The organism is Mesorhizobium sp. M7A.F.Ca.CA.002.09.1.1, assembly GCF_003998555.1.
In the GTDB taxonomy this organism is placed as follows: domain Bacteria; phylum Pseudomonadota; class Alphaproteobacteria; order Rhizobiales; family Rhizobiaceae; genus Mesorhizobium; species Mesorhizobium ciceri.
The window spans coordinates 1-16,802 of record NZ_RZRR01000023.1 but is presented as its reverse complement, the minus strand read 5'-3'; the positions used below and the strand labels follow the sequence as shown (position 1 = coordinate 16,802).

The 16,802-nt window shown below is 58.0% G+C and carries 17 protein-coding genes; 6 read left to right on the top strand and 11 right to left on the bottom strand.

Annotated features, from left to right (window positions below):
* From EN994_RS35630 to EN994_RS02265, 7 genes are all read right to left on the bottom strand, one after another.
* Nucleotides 1-306: hypothetical protein (locus EN994_RS35630; RefSeq protein ID WP_206530366.1), on the bottom strand; the 306-nt coding region annotated here is incomplete at its 3' end.
* Nucleotides 293-760 carry a hypothetical protein gene (locus EN994_RS02290; RefSeq protein WP_063168148.1) on the bottom strand — a complete coding sequence of 156 codons (468 nt, stop codon included), beginning with the start codon at nt 758-760 and terminating at the stop codon, nt 293-295. The genes EN994_RS02290 and EN994_RS35630, both read right to left, overlap by 14 nt.
* Nucleotides 761-1,098: 338 nt before the next feature.
* On the bottom strand, nt 1,099-1,488 hold the full coding sequence (locus EN994_RS02285; RefSeq protein WP_127224118.1) for a hypothetical protein: 390 nt from the start codon (nt 1,486-1,488) through the stop codon (nt 1,099-1,101).
* A gap of 89 nt (nt 1,489-1,577) precedes the next feature.
* Nucleotides 1,578-2,042, bottom strand: coding sequence for a hypothetical protein (locus EN994_RS02280; protein WP_127224117.1), 465 nt, complete (start codon nt 2,040-2,042; stop codon nt 1,578-1,580).
* A 465-nt stretch (nt 2,043-2,507) separates the two neighbouring features.
* Nucleotides 2,508-2,924, bottom strand: coding sequence for a hypothetical protein (locus EN994_RS02275; protein ID WP_063168144.1), 417 nt, complete (start codon nt 2,922-2,924; stop codon nt 2,508-2,510).
* Nucleotides 2,925-3,625: 701 nt separating this feature from the next.
* Nucleotides 3,626-4,246 (bottom strand): sigma factor-like helix-turn-helix DNA-binding protein, encoded by a 621-nt coding sequence (locus EN994_RS02270; RefSeq protein WP_063168143.1) that lies wholly within the window; start codon nt 4,244-4,246, stop codon nt 3,626-3,628.
* Between the two features lie 486 nt (nt 4,247-4,732).
* Nucleotides 4,733-5,296 carry a recombinase family protein gene (locus EN994_RS02265; RefSeq protein ID WP_063168142.1) on the bottom strand — a complete coding sequence of 188 codons (564 nt, stop codon included), beginning with the start codon at nt 5,294-5,296 and terminating at the stop codon, nt 4,733-4,735.
* A 953-nt stretch (nt 5,297-6,249) separates the two neighbouring features.
* Here EN994_RS02265 and EN994_RS02260 point away from each other — a divergent pair.
* Both EN994_RS02260 and EN994_RS02255 read left to right on the top strand, forming a co-directional pair.
* On the top strand, nt 6,250-6,441 hold the full coding sequence (locus EN994_RS02260) for a hypothetical protein (protein ID WP_063170253.1): 192 nt from the start codon (nt 6,250-6,252) through the stop codon (nt 6,439-6,441).
* Nucleotides 6,441-6,683 (top strand): DUF982 domain-containing protein, encoded by a 243-nt coding sequence (locus EN994_RS02255; RefSeq protein WP_127307384.1) that lies wholly within the window; start codon nt 6,441-6,443, stop codon nt 6,681-6,683. The genes EN994_RS02260 and EN994_RS02255 overlap by 1 nt, the downstream gene beginning before the upstream one ends.
* Here the strand turns inward: EN994_RS02255 and EN994_RS02250 are convergent.
* Nucleotides 6,677-7,486, bottom strand: a complete 810-nt coding sequence (locus EN994_RS02250) for a sulfite exporter TauE/SafE family protein (protein ID WP_063168140.1) — start codon at nt 7,484-7,486, stop codon at nt 6,677-6,679. The two genes, EN994_RS02255 and EN994_RS02250, sit on opposite strands and share 7 nt — an antisense overlap.
* Nucleotides 7,487-7,730: 244 nt before the next feature.
* Here EN994_RS02250 and EN994_RS02245 point away from each other — a divergent pair, with 244 nt between their 5' ends.
* Nucleotides 7,731-8,540: a thermonuclease family protein gene (locus EN994_RS02245; RefSeq protein ID WP_181172675.1), complete on the top strand. Its 810-nt coding sequence runs from the start codon at nt 7,731-7,733 to the stop codon at nt 8,538-8,540.
* Nucleotides 8,541-8,745: 205 nt separating this feature from the next.
* Here the strand turns inward: EN994_RS02245 and EN994_RS02240 are convergent, their stop codons facing one another.
* Nucleotides 8,746-10,173 carry a hypothetical protein gene (locus EN994_RS02240; RefSeq protein ID WP_127224116.1) on the bottom strand — a complete coding sequence of 476 codons (1,428 nt, stop codon included), beginning with the start codon at nt 10,171-10,173 and terminating at the stop codon, nt 8,746-8,748.
* Nucleotides 10,174-10,222: 49 nt separating this feature from the next.
* Complete coding sequence (locus tag EN994_RS02235) at nt 10,223-10,996, bottom strand: hypothetical protein (protein ID WP_342030137.1); 774 nt, start codon at nt 10,994-10,996, stop codon at nt 10,223-10,225.
* A gap of 602 nt (nt 10,997-11,598) precedes the next feature.
* Between EN994_RS02235 and EN994_RS02230 the strand changes: the two genes are divergently transcribed.
* Complete coding sequence (locus EN994_RS02230) at nt 11,599-12,633, top strand: hypothetical protein (RefSeq protein ID WP_127224115.1); 1,035 nt, start codon at nt 11,599-11,601, stop codon at nt 12,631-12,633.
* A 241-nt stretch (nt 12,634-12,874) separates the two neighbouring features.
* Here EN994_RS02230 and EN994_RS02225 read toward each other — a convergent pair whose 3' ends face one another.
* A complete protein-coding gene (locus EN994_RS02225) occupies nt 12,875-14,254 on the bottom strand; it encodes a tyrosine-type recombinase/integrase (RefSeq protein ID WP_063168136.1) in 1,380 nt (459 codons plus the stop codon).
* An 826-nt stretch (nt 14,255-15,080) separates the two neighbouring features.
* Between EN994_RS02225 and EN994_RS35260 the strand changes: the two genes are divergently transcribed.
* Entirely contained in the window at nt 15,081-15,254 is a 174-nt protein-coding gene (locus tag EN994_RS35260) for a hypothetical protein (RefSeq protein WP_158515786.1), read from the top strand.
* 315 nt (nt 15,255-15,569) lie between these two features.
* The coding region (locus EN994_RS02220) for a helicase-related protein (RefSeq protein WP_281060128.1) at nt 15,570-16,802 on the top strand (1,233 nt) is incomplete at its 3' end.

Genomic DNA, 16,802 nt, shown 5'->3' with positions numbered 1-16,802 from the left:
CGGCTGCGAGAGGTCTGCATTAGGGAGAAAGGGAAGCACAGCTTCCATTTTGTTGGCTGCGTCTGCAAATAGCTGGGCGGCTTGTTGGAACTGCTCTCTACCAGCCCCAAGACCGGCGGCCCCCTCTCTCTCTCGAAGCCCTTCGATGACCTTCGCAACGCCGTCGAGTGCAGTGGCACTTGCTTCCCGGGACCGTTGTGTCGCTTCGGCGCTGCCGACGAGGACGTTGCCGAACTCTCCGGCGTGCACCCCTGCACAGAGTGCCAGATAGATTAGCACCAGAGCTATGAGCCTATTTTTTGCCACACCATGTCCTTCTCATTTCCTCATAGTCGTCTGTTATTCTCTTCTCCTTAAGAAGCTCGTCCCATGCGGTAGCCACCGGAGCCTTGTCGAGCAAATCGCAAAAATCCTTGCCGAAAGCAGCGCCTATCTTCTGGTTGATTCCGCCAGCGTGAAGTTGCCTGAAGACCGATAGATAGAAATTCAGCATTTGCCAGAGGTCGGTTTTGGCTTCCTCCTTCTTCCCTGCGGGCAATGTGCCCATAATCAGGGGCCGAACATTTCCTCGCGAGATGATTTCACTAATAATCTCCCGGGCATCATGCTGGATGGTGTACGTGTTTGAGGCTTGCAGCGAATGGTTTGCTGAGGACAACTGGTAGATCGTCAGCCAAAATCCGATGACGGCCACTGCGACACCTAGGATCGCCGATCCTGCTTGAATAGCGTCACTGTTGGTCTTGAGCCATTTGCACATTTCCCGCCTCCCAACGGATACCCTACCTCAAGGAGCGTTGAGATGGATAGTCAGGTCCGAGGTAATACATCGCAATACCATTCGGACCCGGGTGCGGACCGAACAAGCAACCACATTCATGAATACACAAGCCCTGAGTGGCTTGGGCTCCCCGCAATGGCGAGCTGACCCCTCCGGTTGCTAGCGTAGATGCCGGGGGCTGTCGGCGAGGAGACGCAAGGCCCCTGGGCGATTGGTTGTGGAGACGCGCGCGGCGCGGCGGGCTTGGGCTCTGAAAATCCCAACCCCGACACACCTCTTGGGGCGATGCATCGGGGGTAGGAAAGGTGCTGCTATGGTTACTCGCTGTAAGCCGAACCGTCTCTGCGGGCCGCTGCTATGGCTTGGGCATGCCCGTGGAAGACGTGCCATTCACCTTTGGCCGCAGCCCTGCGCAGTGCCGGGTAGTCGGCCTCATCGACATGCTCGAAGTACGTCGCCAGTGTCAGCCCATGCTGCCGCAGCACGTTCCTATCGAGGTGCTGAGTAAATGCAGTTTCGACAACAGCCGCTTCCACCTCGTCAATGCCGTAGCCTTCGCCGGTAAGGATTTCTCCGGTCTCGACATAGGCGTCCACGATGAATTGCTGCTGGGCCTCGCTATGGGTGTCCCTGAAGCGATCAAGGCTCTGATCGGCCATGCGCACAAACTCGGCATGTTGCTTCTCTTCCTTCTCGTCGTCGGTCAATTCCTCAGTGTCGTTGGTCTCGTCGGTCTTCCCATCCACGGTAGGCAACGGAGCGGCATCAACCGCCCCGTCACTCTCGGCCTCCGTGGCTACCTGAAAGAATAGCCGTATGGGACCAGAGCCGCGTTCACTGCGGCGACGTAATCGCCCTGGCTGATCTCCCCGCGAGCCGCCATGTCCTTGGCTTGCTGGGGTCCTAACTGGATGCCGCCAACGGTCACCGCAAGCTGATCCACAAGGGCCTGCGGTGCGGAGCCGTTCATGGGCTTTGCTGCCGCAATCTGCGCCTTCTGGCCATCGGTCATGGCCTGCCCGGTATTGACGATCCCCATTCGCTTTGCCTGAAGCTGTTGATTGGCCCGCAAGCCGGCTTCCGTCTGCTGGGCGATACGCTCTTGGAGAGCCGCCTCCTGCCGGTCCTTCTCGGATTGCGCATGATCACGCCGCATCTGAGCCACCCGGTTTTCAAGGGTCTGTCGGTCTCGCGCTTCCTGAGCGCGGATGTCAGTTGAGCCGGTGGTGATGAGGCCGCTGGCCTTGTTGAAATCGTTCATGTCGTTCATTCCTTCAAATCTGGTCGTGGTTGATCGACCCGGCGCGTCAGTGCTCCGGGTGCGGGTTGGGCTTGATGATGCTGGGTGGATCAGCGCCGTGGCGTGAAGCCGTAGGTCATCGTCTGCGCGCCTTCAGGACGCGCGCTAGGTGTGGCTGGGGTGACTGGACGGGAACGGCCGGCGCTGACTCCGGTGGGCCCTCCCCGTGGCGCTGAGCGGGTCGGCCGCAGCGACACCTCGGCGACCCTCCGGGCAACCGCCACGGCTTCCAAATCGGGGTAGCCGTAGACCTCAAAGCACCGCTCGGCAGCCTCTTGGAAACTGCCCGTCCAGTCGATGCCGACTTCTGTCAGCCTCCGGTCAAGCTCTGAGACGCGCTCCCAGTTGTCTGCCTTCAGCCACTCGACCAAGGCAAGGGCTGCCTCACGGTTCGGGTAGGTCGAAACCCAATCCCGCTTGATTTGGTCAGGGCTCAAAGCGGGCATTCCGGTCGTTGCGCCACCTAAGCGGGCCGTGCTTCACGATCAGCGGCAGGTGGTCATGGAAGGTCTCCCCATGCTCGCTACCTGGCGTAGACGCCTCCAGCATATCAATGACGCTGGACTCCCGGTCTCGTGCCGGATGCCGAACCGGCAGCCTGTTGAGCCAGTCCAGCACGCCTTGCTCAACATGTCCGAGAAGGCTCCCTTTCGCCCCGACCATCCGCCTCAGTTCCAAGTTCAGCATTGACCGACTGGTGATGTATGCGCGGTCGATCCATTTGCCGGTCGGCTCCGCTCCCCGCCTCCGGGTTCGTTTTATTTCAGCTGCCTGAATGATCCATTCACGGTCGGTCTCGACAACGCGGATTGCCGGGGTGATCTGGCGGGTTGTCTCAGCCATTGGCTGTCCCCTTCACCAGACGGGCGGCCTCTCGCTTCATCTTCCGCACCTCGGCAACGCGAGCCTTGTTGCGGTGATACCATTCCCGGCTGATCTGCTTAGCGCGCTCTGGGTTCGCTGCTCGCCATTCTCGACCGTGTATTCGCCATGCAATGCGGTCGGCCTCAGTCGACATGATAGGGGTCGGCTCCTGTGGTGATGTTCATTGTGATCCTTTCGGGTAAGTGTTGGTGGTGACATTCGAAGGCCTCCCTTAAAGGGACGCCTCAGGTTGACGTGGAAGGGTGAAGACCTGTGGAGGGAGATCATCAGTCATCCAAGCATCAGGTGGACAGACTTCATGCGTCCTTTGGAGTTCCCTCTGGCTATGGCCTTGGAACAAGGGAAACCCAGAGAATAGACCAAAGCTGTGAGCGAAGCAGTACTGAGGGTGATCAGGTACTCAGGAGACATATTCCATGGTCTTCGGAGCGAAGCGACCAATGACATCCTGATATAAGGGTGTCTCTAGGGTTTCTCTGTTACAGAGGGTTTTCTAGAGGGTGTGTCTTATGTCCCTGAGCAACTCAGGAGAACCTTGGTGTTATCTTCGGATAAACCTATCGACGATAGGAACCCGAAGGGGCTGACCAAGGTAACACCCGAAGTGAAGGTCCCTGAGTGGAAGCCCTATAGTAGGTAGTCAACCATTCATGTCATTGTTAGCGTTGTGAAATCAGGTTTGGCCGACTTCCTAACTTCCGGGTTCGTTTCGGTTTGAACAATCTCCTGATAGCGGCAGCATGCTTCGATACCGCCTGCTTGGAGATGCCCAGCAGTCTGGCAATCTCAGCCTGTGACCATCCGTCCACGATGTAGAAAGCGACCCTCTCGCGGGTGCTTGCCCCGATGCCCTCGGCTGTCCACGGATCGAAGCCGAGAAGATCAGCGACCACGGGAGCCTTACCCGCCTTCAGGTGAGCCCAGACATCGAACGGAGCGCGCCCGCGCTTGGTCACCTCATGGTGCTGTACACGGCCCCGCCAAGCCATCCGCTCGCGTTCAGCTTCCAGAGCCTCGCATGGGCGCGACAGGTGAGACCGAACAGCACGGTCGGTGATCCCCAGCACCTTCGCTGATGCGGGCTGTGAGAAGCCCTCAGCACATAGGACGAGGGTGGCCTTATGGTTGAACTCTGGCGCACGTTCAGTGTCCTTGCGGGTGGCCTCTTGGTAGCGTTGGGTTGTCCACCGGGGGCCTTTCCTTTGAAATGCCTCAACCTCGGCAGTCCAGTGATCCGAGACCTCGGAGAAATCCGCCTCGACGGGACGGAAGACGGTCATGTTGGCTCCTTTCGTGGTGCTTCATACAAAATAATTGACGGGTGATTTCATACAAAATCGGAGGACAGATAGAGGGACACACGCGCCTCACCAAAGCTGCCCCGACAAGCGCCACATCCTGTCTCCCGGAAGAGCCGAACAGGGCAACAGGCGGTCGCAACAGGGGAGAACTGCACGGGGCAGCTTGGGTGAAGAGCGTTGGGTAGTGCTAGTGGAGGGGGTATTCGCCTTCACCGTGCTAGTGGTGGGGGTATGGGGTCTAATCGCCCCGTGGTCCTAGTGGTCACCCTATCGCCTTCATAGTGCTAGTGGTGTCCCTATGGGGCCGCTTTCACAGTGCTAGTGGGGGCCTTATCGCCCTCGTAGTGCTAGTGGTCACCCTATTTGCGCCTTCGTAGGGCTAGTGGGCTGACTGCCACCCTCCTGTGCTAGTGGGTGGGGTAATCGCCTCCCTATTCAGCACTCGCTCCATACTTTATGGAAACGTCAGGCCAACACGGCCAGCACCTTCTGGACCGCTGAAGGTGAACACCCGGCTTCCTTGGCAATCTGCCTCACAGAGCGCCCCTCGGCCTTCAGGGCCTTGATCCGATCATGGTCGAGCGTCACGGGCCTGCCAGTCTTCCACGGCTCGCCTTGGGCTTCTGCCTTGGCCTTCGCCTTGGCGATGCCTTCCATCTGCCGCTCCTTACGAAGCGCCGTCTCAAACTCTGCAATGCTGGCGAGGATGCCGAACACGAGCTTGCCAGTTCGGGTGGTCGTGTCCAGCGAGGCGTCATCTAACACCTTGAAGCCGACACCCTTCTTATCGAGGTCCCTGACGATCTGGTGGAGGTGTGCCGCCGATCTGGCCAGCCGGTCCACCTTGGTCACCACAAACACGTCACCGTCACGGGCAAACTCCAGCGCCTTCTCAAGCTCCGGCCTCGTCTCGTCCAAGCCGGACCTCTTCTCGCTGAAGACCTTCTCGGCCCCGGCAGACGTGAGCTTCTCAAGCTGGGTGTCGAGGTCTTGTCCGGTCGAGCTAACACGGGCGTATCCGATGATCATGTGCACTTTCCTCTAAGAGTGTTGGTGAACATCACTTAGTGGACGATAAGTGTACATGTCAAGCGGCATGTTCACAAAGGTATAGGTTTGTGGACGGAAAAGAATGGGTCGCCGCCGTAACGCGCGGAGCTAGGGGCCGATCAAGGGTGCCGAAAGGGTTTCTTTAGGGTGAGACCTAGGCGCACATGGTAGCGGCGCGCAGTGTCATCCCTCACGATCATGCGAGCTTCGGCAAGAGCGGCGCGCGCTCGAACCATGTTAACACGGGTCTCAACGAGGGTGTGGCGAAGCGCGCCGGATAAGACGATTTGGAAGCATGGGTCAGCGATCATCGGGCACCCTACACCCTTGTGTCCGACAAATACACCGATTGCCGGACAAGTGGCGAAACATAGCGCACCCTTCCGGCTACCTGTCGGCGCCCTTTGGCGCACCCTTGGCACCCTCCCAATGCATCGAAGGGATATCATATCCTTTGGCAAGCCTTGGATTGCATGGTGTTGCGCGTTGCATGTGGGGAATTGTGTGGGAGAACGCCCGCGATCACGCGCGCATCACGTCCCACGCGGGCGCGGATCAATGACGGCCGGGAGGCACCCCCACGGGGGGACGGCGCGCGTGCCAGTTGTCCGATCACCCGCTCACATTTTACTATCAAATATTCCGACCTCCTAATGGAACCAATTGTCTGACAATACGTTGAGCGCCGTTAAACGGAGCTTTTGTCACACAATAATTTAGGGGTTTAGGGGACAGCTTCATGGCCAAGCGCGACAAAGCCGGTCACAAGACCGTGGCCGACCACCTTCGTGAATCGATACGCAACGGGGACAATCGTCGAGACATACAGAAGGCCTTCGGCCTGACGGTTGACCCTGAGCTACCCCCAACACTAGCCTCGCTTCTTGATGCAATCGATCAAGCCCAAAAGGCTGCCACCCAAGAGGTCCCAGATGGCCCAGCAGCGGTACGACCTCAAGAAGGAACCGAATGGGACCTGGACGGTGTTCGACGTGTTCACCGGGCAGCCGGCTGAGCCTGATGGTCATCCAGCCACAGGTCTCGACATGGAGTATGCCGACGATCTGGTCGACCTTTTGAATGCTGCAGACCTGAAACGTAGGGTCGACCGAGGTGACTTCTGATGGCTCTCCATTGGTTCAACCCTCCGGTCTACGTGAGGTCCGATAGGGTCGGCATCACGGCAGGCATCAGTCACGTTGAGGGGGCGGCCGAGGAACTCATGAAGTGGCCCAGGAAGGGGCCGAAGTGGAACAAGGCGGTGCAGGTCTGCATCGACGCGTTCGAGGACCGGGCGTCACCAGAGGACGTTCGGCAAGCATTCGAGGAAGCTGCCGAGGAAGAAGGGATGTTGCGTCGTCAGTGACGCCAGACCTTGACCGCTGAAATCACCAAGATGGCAGCCAGCAGGGGCAGCAGCACACCGCTCGGCACAAATCCAAGCATCTGCCCGCCCAGGAACGTCCCGACAACCGAGCCGCAGGCCATGACCAATACGAACGCGATGTTGCGTCGGATGACTGAGAAGCTCTGGTCGCGGCTGTAGCGAGCGAACCCGACAATCATGGTCGGCAAGCTCACGGCAAGCGAGAGACTGCCGGCGAGCTTAATGTCGGCCCCGAACAACAGTATCAGCGTTGGGATCAGCAGTTCGCCACCAGCGACCCCGAGCAGCGCCGCAACGATGCCTATGATGAACCCAGCGAAGACCCCTGCGATCAACTGTGCTGGACCGCTGAGCAAGGCACTGTTGGCATGAGCGTTATGGCCGAACAACAGCACCCCTGCGATGAGGAAGAGTATGATCGAGATGGTCTTGTAGAGGGTCTCAGCTCGAAGGCGGGTCGCCCATCCGGCCCCGAGCCAGGCACCTATTAGGCTTCCAGCCAGGAGGTTCGCTATGATCGGCCAATGTGAAGCGATCTCCCCGAACGGGACTGTCTGAGCCCTGAACGGCAACGCGGTTGCCACCACGATCAGGCTCATGGCCTTGTTCAGGATCACGGCCTCCAGCGCACCAAAGTTGAACAGGCCGATCAGCAGCGGCAATCTGAACTCAGCGCCGCCGAGACCTACGAGACCGCCAAGCGCCCCGATAACCATTCCGCCTCCGAACGCGAGCGGCTTGCTGGGTGACGCCTGGGCGATTGGCAGCGGCTCATCGGTCATTGCGTTGTACTCCGTGGGAAACAACGCTGTAGGCCATCTTGGCTTGGACTACTAGGTACCTGATCCCCCTAAGCCACACCTGGGAGAACGTCAGGGGGGGCCTAGAGGGGAGCCTTGACGGAAGGCGATTAGGTCGTCGGTGTTCCAGATAGGCCTCTCCGAGGTGCAACTTTCCGCCCGGTGCGTACGCCTATTCACACCCAACCGCCTGCGCAGTATTGTAAGGCAGGCGTGAGGTATCGGATTGGAGACCGAGGACGACCTGAAGTCCCGTGTCGAGGCTGTGCTTACTCGCGGCCGTCTTACCCTATGGCAGCGGCAATTCCTGCTCGACATGCACGTCCGGCTGGCGAAGTACGGCCCACGCACACGGCTAAGCCCAAAGCAGTTTGCGAAGCTCTATGAGATAATAGGCTCCGCGCCATCGAGCAACTTCGAGCGGAGCCAAACAGCCCCATACCGTCCCACTTCGTCGCCGCATTGGGAGCCACGGCGACCAGGCAGCCGGGTCGCTAGGGAGGTGAGATACTTGGCGGCGCGGTTCACCAGAGCCTTCGGTTTCGCGCTGGCGCTGATCGTCGGTTCGCTGATCTACTCATACGTCGAGAAGGGCGAGCACATCTCTTGGCCCACCATGCCGTCCTTCGCGAGATCAGGCACGGGAGACCGGGCGCCGCTCGCAAGCTCGCAGTTCACTATCACCGACGGCGACACCATTCGCCTCAACGGTTCCGACAAGGGGACCCGGCTGGTGGGCTTCAATGCGCCTGAGAGCATCCAGCCGAGGTGCGACGCTGAGGCAGACCTTGGTCAGCGAGCAAAGGCGCGCCTCAAAGAGTTGGTGGCTGCGGCGAAGCTGGAGCTGAAGATGGTTCCATGTTCCTGCCCGGCAGGCACTGAGGGCACCGGCAAGTGCAACTACGGGCGAAGTTGCGGCTCTCTCTTTGCCGATGGCCAGGATGTGGGCGACATATTGGTGTCAGAGGGGCTGGCTGTACCGTTCGTCTGTGGCTCTACAAGCTGTCCGCCGACGCCACGCCCTTGGTGTGGGTAGGCTGCGCTTAAAACCCCCACACTGCCAACGCCTTCTCGGCACCCGCCGATCTTCCTTGATCCTGAGAACGGCCTGTCACCGGGCAGCCTGCTGATGCATGGAGGTGGCCGGCTGAACACCTCGACCACCCGTACGCTGAGGATTTGGCAGCGATCATGAGCAGTGATGCGGCTCTATCAATGAAAGGACGATGAGCTCACGAAGCTCAGGGCACATAGCCCATGAGTTTGGCAAGCGCGATAGCGGTAGTTCCGATGGCAACTGCTGCTGTCGAAATTCCCGATATCTTCTTCGCCCCGTCCTCGACTTTGCCAAGGACGTCGACCGCTTTCTTCAATTTATCGGGTGTGGGCTCTATTTGGGCCGCCTTCACGTGTTCAAGCGCATGCTCCTTAAGCTCGGGGGCAACGCCGGAGTCGTGTATGGCTTTGATCGCCTTGGAAAGCTCGGCCTGGATCAGCTCTATCGTTTGCGGCTGGTAATTAACATTGATCTCCCCCGTGTTCGTCGCATCGCCACCCATTGAAACAGCTCCGGCATTAATGCCGCCAGATATATTCGTGGTATTGTTGGTCACGTTAATGCTCCTGAATAAGTCGTCGGAACCGTCGAATGATATACGCATGAGCTTGCTGTAGAGTTCGGTCTTGGCGGCGTGTCCTTCGATCCTCCGACGCAGGAGAGAGTTTTGCGCCTCTCTTTCGTAGAAGTCGAGCACAGTACATTCATATGTTGGCGACCGATCCGCATGGCGCACCATGTGGTCCATGAGTGTATGAGCAATCTCACTGTCCGCCTCGGTCATGAACCAATCGTGCGCCAAAGCCTCGAGCCCGTCGTAATAGGTATCCTTTAGCCCGATAGCCAAAGCGAGGCGGACCTCAGCCTCATCGTCGCCGGCGCCGTTGGCAATGTAATCCTGGTGATCGGCAGCGTTAGCGTGCATGGCGATCGCGCGATACATCCAGCCACGTACATTTGGTGGCCTGCTCTCCACCGAACTGAGCGGGATACCCAGATCGTCAATAGATAGGTTGTCGTTCTCGGCCACGGCCCAAACGGTATACTGGACGACAATATCGTCGTCGTAAGCGCCGAGCGCTTTGACGATTTCGGAATTACTGTGCCGTGGATGAAAGAGATTGTGAGGGGCTCTGTTCAAGCCGACAACGATTAAGCCAAGTTTGAGGACGTCCGCCGACGCCTTCTCAATGTCGACCGGAATGCCCGTCAGGTCCAGTTTTGTATGTTCCACATGCTGCAGGGCCGCAAGGACTCGCATTTGCGGGTCGAAGAGATCGAGATCGTCTATCGCTTTGGTCGCGTCTCGCTTCATCCTGTAAATCGCGGCGATGGCTGCCGCTGCAGTCTGCGGGTCGGAACTAAATTCCTTGAAAACTCCCATCACACATTCGAGGCTGACAGCCGCCGTTCCGCATCTCGCCAATGCATTCAAGGCCCAACGCCTCAGCTTTTCGTCCGATTTTCGGGTGTAAAGAATGCCGACGATTGATTGCTGAACGCCAAGAAGTTCGCTTTGGACGATCCGATAGCCAAGTCTGTATATTCGGCAAATATATTGTAGTGCACGCTTCGTTCGCGCAGAGTCTGACGTTTCCAGCTGCGACTTCACATACGCAACGCTTGGCCCCGATAAGATGAGCGACGATGATGCCAAGTTTTCAGCCGGCTGACAGGTTTCGATCCGTTGTCAGTAACACGTATCGTGACCATGGGTCGAAATCATCGACGTTATTCACAGGAGTGCGCAAGTCGAGCCAAGTCAGGTCGTTCAACGCCAGTCGCCGCCGTTCAGGATGAAACCAGTGTGGGCATTCGAACGAAATAATCGCGAGCAGTTCATTCTGCCCCTCACCATGCGAAACCCACATAAAATACCTTAGGTGAGCAGCAAGCCGGTTGACACTGGCCGGCGTTCTAATCTCGGGAACATCGAGGTCAACTTTTGCTGCTTGGACACCCGAGTCCACAATTCCGAAGTCGTCATTGAACAATGTCCGTTGCTCAAGATGAACGAGAGTCGAAAATCCAACTGAACGTCTCGCCATGAATGCATCACGGTCATCGCGGTAGCGGCCGAGCCTGTAGCTCAGGACCTCGCGGTCGCGGCGCACCGACACAAAAGACCAAAGAAAGACGCTGCTGGGTCGCTTTGCCTTTGGATTGTCGTAACGGTAGCGGTTCGAGCGTAGCAGGCCGAATACTATTTCCGGTTCAATTGGTCTGCCGACTTCCGCGATCAGGGCAAGGTCGCTAACGTCAACTGCGAGAGCAGGCCCGCGCAATAGTTCGCGCATGCGGCGTCGAGTAGCGATCGGTTGCCTGTGGTCCTCGGGAATGGTGTCGTCAGTGAGGAACTCCCTAAGGAAAAAGCGCCCTGGCTTTGTCCTAAAGAAAAGGCTGTTGTCGCGATGAGAGATGATGTCTTCGCTCAACCTAGCTCCGAGCGTCTTATGCTGCGTCCGTCCGTGCAAGTGGGTTGGCACGTAGCCGAGGCGATAGGCAGCAGCCAACATCGCGCGGGGACTCAAGGGTCTCCGTTCGATCCGAAGGATAGACTCAGCGATCGCTAGGTAAGCATCCAAATGTCGCGTCCACGTTGATGATTTTCAAGGATTGGAACGTTAGTCCTCCAGCTCCTTGCATACAAGGCGACGGTCCGCGTACCTTTACGAAAGCCGACGATATTCTCCGCTTCACCTCAGGCCGCGCCTCGCCGCTGCCATTACCGTCCCGTTCCTGAGGGCGGCCTAAGGCAGGAGCGGAGGGGTATGGGATAGCGAACCACCGGGTCGAACCGCCGGGATCGAAGTCTATGGACGGCTCAAAGTTCCCCAACATGTCCCGCAAAGCCGGCTCGGATGGCCTCTTGCGACGTGGCGATATTGTAGAGGTTGCACATAGTTTCTAATACCCGTGCCAGATCATTGAGGCGTCAATCAGTTCTTTGACCATAAATCGAACCTTTCACAGTTGGCGCTTGAAATGGCGCTTCAACTGGATCTTACTTGTGACGGGCAGGGTAGGGTAGCCAGTTATGCGTTCAGTTTTGAGAGTTTTAGCTGTTGCGTCAATTATCGCGGCCGCAACATGGTCGGCCAAGGCTCTGGAATACAAGCCGGTATCGTCGTCGGGCGAACTTCCGTTTCTCATCGTCTCCGGTGAATTTGGGGTCAACGAACCTCTGAATGAGTTTAGCCGCGCTGTCACAAGCAGTGGGGCTAGAGTGGTCGTATTCGACTCGCAGGGGGGTAGTATCGGAAGTGCAATGCAACTTGGACGTATGATCCGGGCAGCCGGCCTTGACACGCTTCAAGTCCGGCAGTTGCAGTGCGCGTCGGCTTGCTCCTTGGCTTTCATGGGTGGCGTTCGCCGTGTTGCCGATCCGGGCTCTATTGGTGTTCACCGCTCATCCTTCGCCCCAGAGAGCGGGATGTCTACCGACGAGGCTGTGGCGAACGTTCAAGCCGTAACTGCCGATATCATGTCCTACATGTCCGAGATGGGCGTGGACCCCAAGTTGATGGCCGTAGCATTGAGTTACGACAGGTCTGATATGCGATATCTCTCCGCCAGTGAGATGGCTGAACTGCGCGTAACCAACATTTCCACCACGCCGCCGTCCGTTGACACGTCGCGTGTGTCGCCAATGCCCACTCCGGCCCCGGCTGAAGCCAGCGCAGACGAGCGGCAGCTAGAGAGCGCGGCGGTAGCATTTATCAAGGGGCTCATCGAGCACCATGGCGACAACGCAGATTTGGCGATCGCTCAGGTTCAAAATTCGTATGCTGGCATCGTCGATTATTACGGAAAGCCAACGGACCTAAGCTCGATCATCGCCGACAAGAGAAGCTATTTCCAACGATGGCCGGAACGGGGATACAATCTCCACGACGAGAGCGTCATAGTCACCTGTGCCAATGAGCGATGCATGGTGTCGGGCACTTACGACTGGGTCGTCCGCAGCCTGCCAAGGCACAAGCAGGCAAAAGGTGTGGCGCGGTTCAGCTACACGATTGCGATTGGGCAGATCCCCAAGATCATCGCTGAGACCAGCAAAGTTATGCGCTAGCGCAGTACAACGTCCGCGAGGGGAAGCGACGACTATCTTAGCCAACCGCAGCGAAGGCCTTCTCCGTCGCCTCAGTTGCAACCCTAAGCCGCCCCTCTTCGCCACCGTAGTTGTCCCCAGCGCCGCCCCCTGAGTGGCCCATGATCGACCGCTTGAGCTTCTCGGGGACCCAAGCGATCACCAGCAAGTCCTCCATTCGGTGGCGCAACGAGTGAGCGGCCCCAGGCAGAACCGGACTGGATCAGAGCGAGTTAGCCTTCTCAAGCGCCCGTCTGGCCATCTCAAGTCTTGCCTCGTCGCCACCGTAGTCCTCCCCAACGCTGCCTGAGGAATGGCCCAGAACAATGTCTTGGTCCGACTTCGTGACGCCGGCCAAGCGTAGGCGATCCTTCATGAGGTGGCGAAGCGAGTGGGTGGTAGCCTTCGGGTCCGTTACACAAGCCCGAACGTGCTTTCCCAAAGCAGCAGACGCTGAGGACGCACCCTTGGGCCTGCCGTAGGTTGGGAACAGCATCGCCGCGTTGCCCGCCGCAGCTTTGGCTTCTGTTGCAGCGTCCAATGCGTCCCCGATCAAGGGCACGTTACGGCGCGACACTGCATTCTTAATGCGGCGGTCGTCATGCCACTCGACCGTGATGTGCGGGATGGCATGTTCGAGATGCACGTCTGCGACCCGCAGACCCGAGACCTCGGCGAGGCGACATCCAGTCCCTTTAAGAATGCGCCAGATGTGCTGGAGGTCGGTCTTGGCGTGTGACACAAGGCGGCCCGAGATGGCGGCAGCCTCATCAAGGGTGAAGGGCCGGCGTTTGTCTTTATCAGGCTCTGCCTTGTCCTTGGGCGCGGCCTCCAAGTTCATGAAGGGATTGGTGACCCCGGTGAGGTCAAATTCTCTGATGGCGTGGTTGATCATCGCACGGACCACATTCAAGTAGCGGTCCACGGACGACGCTTTGCGGCCATCGAGCATGTGGTCCCTGACCTCTTTGGCGTCTTCCCGCTTGAGGTTGCTTAGTGTCCTGTCCTTGCCAAGCGCCGCGCTGACGAGCTTGAACACTCGCTCAAGCTCCATCTTCTTTGTTTCGTCGGTGCCAACCTTCTCTTTGAGGTACAGCCTCCTGGCATCTTCCAAGGTCGGGGCATGGCGCTGTTGATTTTGACCAAGGACAAGGGCGTGGATCAGGGCGCGGTCCGCCGACTCTATGCCAACGGGATTGCCTCGGTCGTCCACTGGATATTTCTCAGCAATCTGCTCCGCGATCAGCTCCCGAGCTAGCGCCTCGGGGTCATCCTCGTCCTCTGGACCGGTCCATTCGGGGTCGAGACTGAGCGCGCGAAGGCGTGTGCGGTTCAGCCTATGGTGCTCAAAGTCGGTCAAGGTGGGGGTGCCAACCAAGCTGCCTAGGGTTTGCGCATCGTGCGGCCGCGACCAAAGGCGCAACTGCTGCTCTGCCTGGGCATGCACCTTGGGGTAGGCCTTCAGTGCTTGATGTTCGGTCGCCCCGAGCGGGACCAGGATTTCCAACTTGCCCGCAGCGGCCTGGAGCTTCTTCGGAATTTTCCGCCGATAACGCCAGCCGGCGACGCCTCGTTTCTGTATGTGCTTCACGTCAATCTTCATAGCTCAGTGTACCCCGCAGTGTATCGCGCGGTGTATCTCTGGGGAAGCGGAAACCCTTGTAGTCCTTGGGTTTCAAGACTTTTCTGGATTAAGTGGCTCCCCGGGCCGGAGCCATGTCAAATAGAATATTAGATAAAATCAGTAATTTAACGGGTTTCTGTATCGCAATTTGTATAGCAATATGGTTAGCAAAGTTCGGTCTCTCTCAGGGTTAGATTTTGAATCCAGTTGCAAACTCTATGGGCCTGTTTGAGCCCGTTGGCCTTCCGGATTGGAGGTGGCCCCAGATGCCTGCCTACAATGGCTTCACTCATGAGGAGCGAGTTCGCGGCTGGCAATTGATACACCACTTCACCGACAAGGGCTTGCTGCAAAAGCCCCAGCGTTGCTCGATCTCGGGCTCCACAGAGAGCCTTCAAACCCACTGCGAGAACTACTATTCTCCATGGTCGCCATATCCGATTAGCCGGCCAATTCACACGGCCTTGCATCGCCGGTTCCGGCAACCTGATCCTTGGAACCGGATCGTAGATAGATACGCCGTAACTGGAGAGGAGTGGTTTTGTGCCCTCGCCACGCAGCCATTTGACTTGGCCGCGATGCTACGTGCCCAGCAGGGGGCTCATATCGTCGACGTTTTCCGAAGAGCGCCTTTCCCTCCGAACAATATTGCCGGTGTCCAGCGCAGCTAACACGGCCGGCCACGACCCTATCGCGAAGCGTGGGGTTGGTATGCAAATAGTTTGTGCCTACTAAGATTCACAAGGGTCTAAGAAATTCATCTCATGCACGTTGCTCGCTCGCTGTCAGCGTCAATCCGGCTGTCTTGGAGATCGCGCACCAGCGCAAAGATCTTGGCGGTATCCATGAGTTCAACGAGATTGACGCGGCGCTCGCCGCTTTCGATGTCTGCAAAGAATGGCTGATCGCTGCCGAGGACTTAGGCGACTTTTTTGCCCTTGCTAGCGCCGCTGCAATCATTCTGTGGCATTCGGAGTGAACCGACTCCAGTGATCAACCCGGCGCTTGTCTGAATCAATCCATCCTGTTCATATGGCCCGCGATTCTCGGGTGGGCACCCAATGACCAACTATACACACTATCACAGCAAATATTTCGCCAACCGTATCATGCTGGAGGGCCGATCCGACGAAGCCTTCGCCAAGTCTCTTTCCACCGCTCGCGTCGACATGAAGCCGCATCAGGTCGAAGCCGCACGCTTCGCGCTGCATTCTCCGCTGTCAAAAGGGGTGATCCTTGCCGATGAGGTCGGGCTTGGCAAAACGATCGAAGCCTGTTTGGTCATCGCGCAGAAATGGGCCGAGCGCGCAAGACGCTCGGTTCGTCCGTCGCTGCCATCACCATGTTTCTGGAAAATGTCATTGGCAGGCTTCGGAAGAACCAAGTGGCCGATGAGAGCGTCGTTGAAGACATCGACGACACGGCGGAGGTCGGCGAGGAAATCGCGGACGACGCTATGTTGGCTGCGGAGAATGGTCAGGGCGAAAAAGACGACGAGGGCGACGCATCGTCCGATGCCATCGATCCGAAGAAACTGGCCGCCGAGATAGCAGAGCTTGACGGCTACCTTGCCCTTGCTCGTTCCATCGGCTCTAACTCGAAAGGCGACAAGCTTCTTAGCCAGCTTCCGGGCGTGCTCGACGAAGTGGTCGCGCGTGGCGGCAAGCGAAAAGCTGTCATCTTCACCGAGTCCGTCCGTACACAGCGCTACCTTGCTGAAATCCTGTCGCAGAGCGGGTATGACGGGCAGATCGTGCTGATGAATGGTAGCAACAGCGACAAGGAGAGCCAGAAGGTTTACGCGGCCTGGAAGAAGGAGAAGGAAGGCACGGACGCTGTCTCCGGTTCGAAAAGCGCGGACATGAAGTCGGCCATCGTGAGCGCCTTCAAGTCGGACGACAAGTCGATTCTCATCGCGACGGAATCCGGCGCGGAAGGCATCAACCTGCAATTCTGTTCCCTGATCATCAACTTCGACCTGCCTTGGAATCCCCAGCGCATAGAGCAGCGCATTGGCCGTTGTCATCGTTACGGCCAGAAGATCGACGTAACAGTCGTGAACATGCTGAACCTGAAAAACCAGGCGGAAAAACGGATTCACGATCTTCTAAAATTCAAGTTCAACCTGTTCGACGGCCTGTTCGGGGCGAGCGATCAGGTTCTCGGCTCTATCGAATCTGGCATCGATTTCGAAAGGAAGGTCTTGGCCGTAGTCCAAAGTTGCCGGACAGAAGCGCAGGTAGACGAGGCGTTCAAGAAGCTCGAATCCGAGCTTGAAGAGCAGATCAAAGCCGATATGGCCGAGACCCGCCAGCAACTGTTCGACCTGTTCGACGCGTCGATCGTGGACATGCTCCGGCAGCGGGGAACGGAAATCGAACGCACCATGTCCGATTTCGAGCGCCGCCTATGGTTGCTGGCGCGCGCCGAGCTTCCGGAAGCGAAATTCCACACCGACGGAATTGCCCGGTTCGATCATGACGGGAAAACGTGGTCGACCGCTTGGCCCCAAGCGGACGAGCAAGGT

Bases quoted from the DNA above. Each gene is read 5' to 3' on its own strand.
- EN994_RS02290 (WP_063168148.1), bottom strand. From the start codon at position 760: ATGTGCAAATGGCTCAAGACCAACAGTGACGCTATTCAAGCAGGATCG.
- EN994_RS02280 (WP_127224117.1), bottom strand. From the start codon at position 2,042: ATGAACGATTTCAACAAGGCCAGCGGCCTCATCACCACCGGCTCAACT.
- EN994_RS02275 (WP_063168144.1), bottom strand. From the start codon at position 2,924: ATGGCTGAGACAACCCGCCAGATCACCCCGGCAATCCGCGTTGTCGAG.
- EN994_RS02270 (WP_063168143.1), bottom strand. From the start codon at position 4,246: ATGACCGTCTTCCGTCCCGTCGAGGCGGATTTCTCCGAGGTCTCGGAT.
- EN994_RS02265 (WP_063168142.1), bottom strand. From the start codon at position 5,296: ATGATCATCGGATACGCCCGTGTTAGCTCGACCGGACAAGACCTCGAC.
- EN994_RS02260 (WP_063170253.1), top strand. From the start codon at position 6,250: ATGGCCCAGCAGCGGTACGACCTCAAGAAGGAACCGAATGGGACCTGG.
- EN994_RS02255 (WP_127307384.1), top strand. From the start codon at position 6,441: ATGGCTCTCCATTGGTTCAACCCTCCGGTCTACGTGAGGTCCGATAGG.
- EN994_RS02250 (WP_063168140.1), bottom strand. From the start codon at position 7,486: ATGACCGATGAGCCGCTGCCAATCGCCCAGGCGTCACCCAGCAAGCCG.
- EN994_RS02230 (WP_127224115.1), top strand. From the start codon at position 11,599: ATGCGTTCAGTTTTGAGAGTTTTAGCTGTTGCGTCAATTATCGCGGCC.
- EN994_RS02225 (WP_063168136.1), bottom strand. From the start codon at position 14,254: ATGAAGATTGACGTGAAGCACATACAGAAACGAGGCGTCGCCGGCTGG.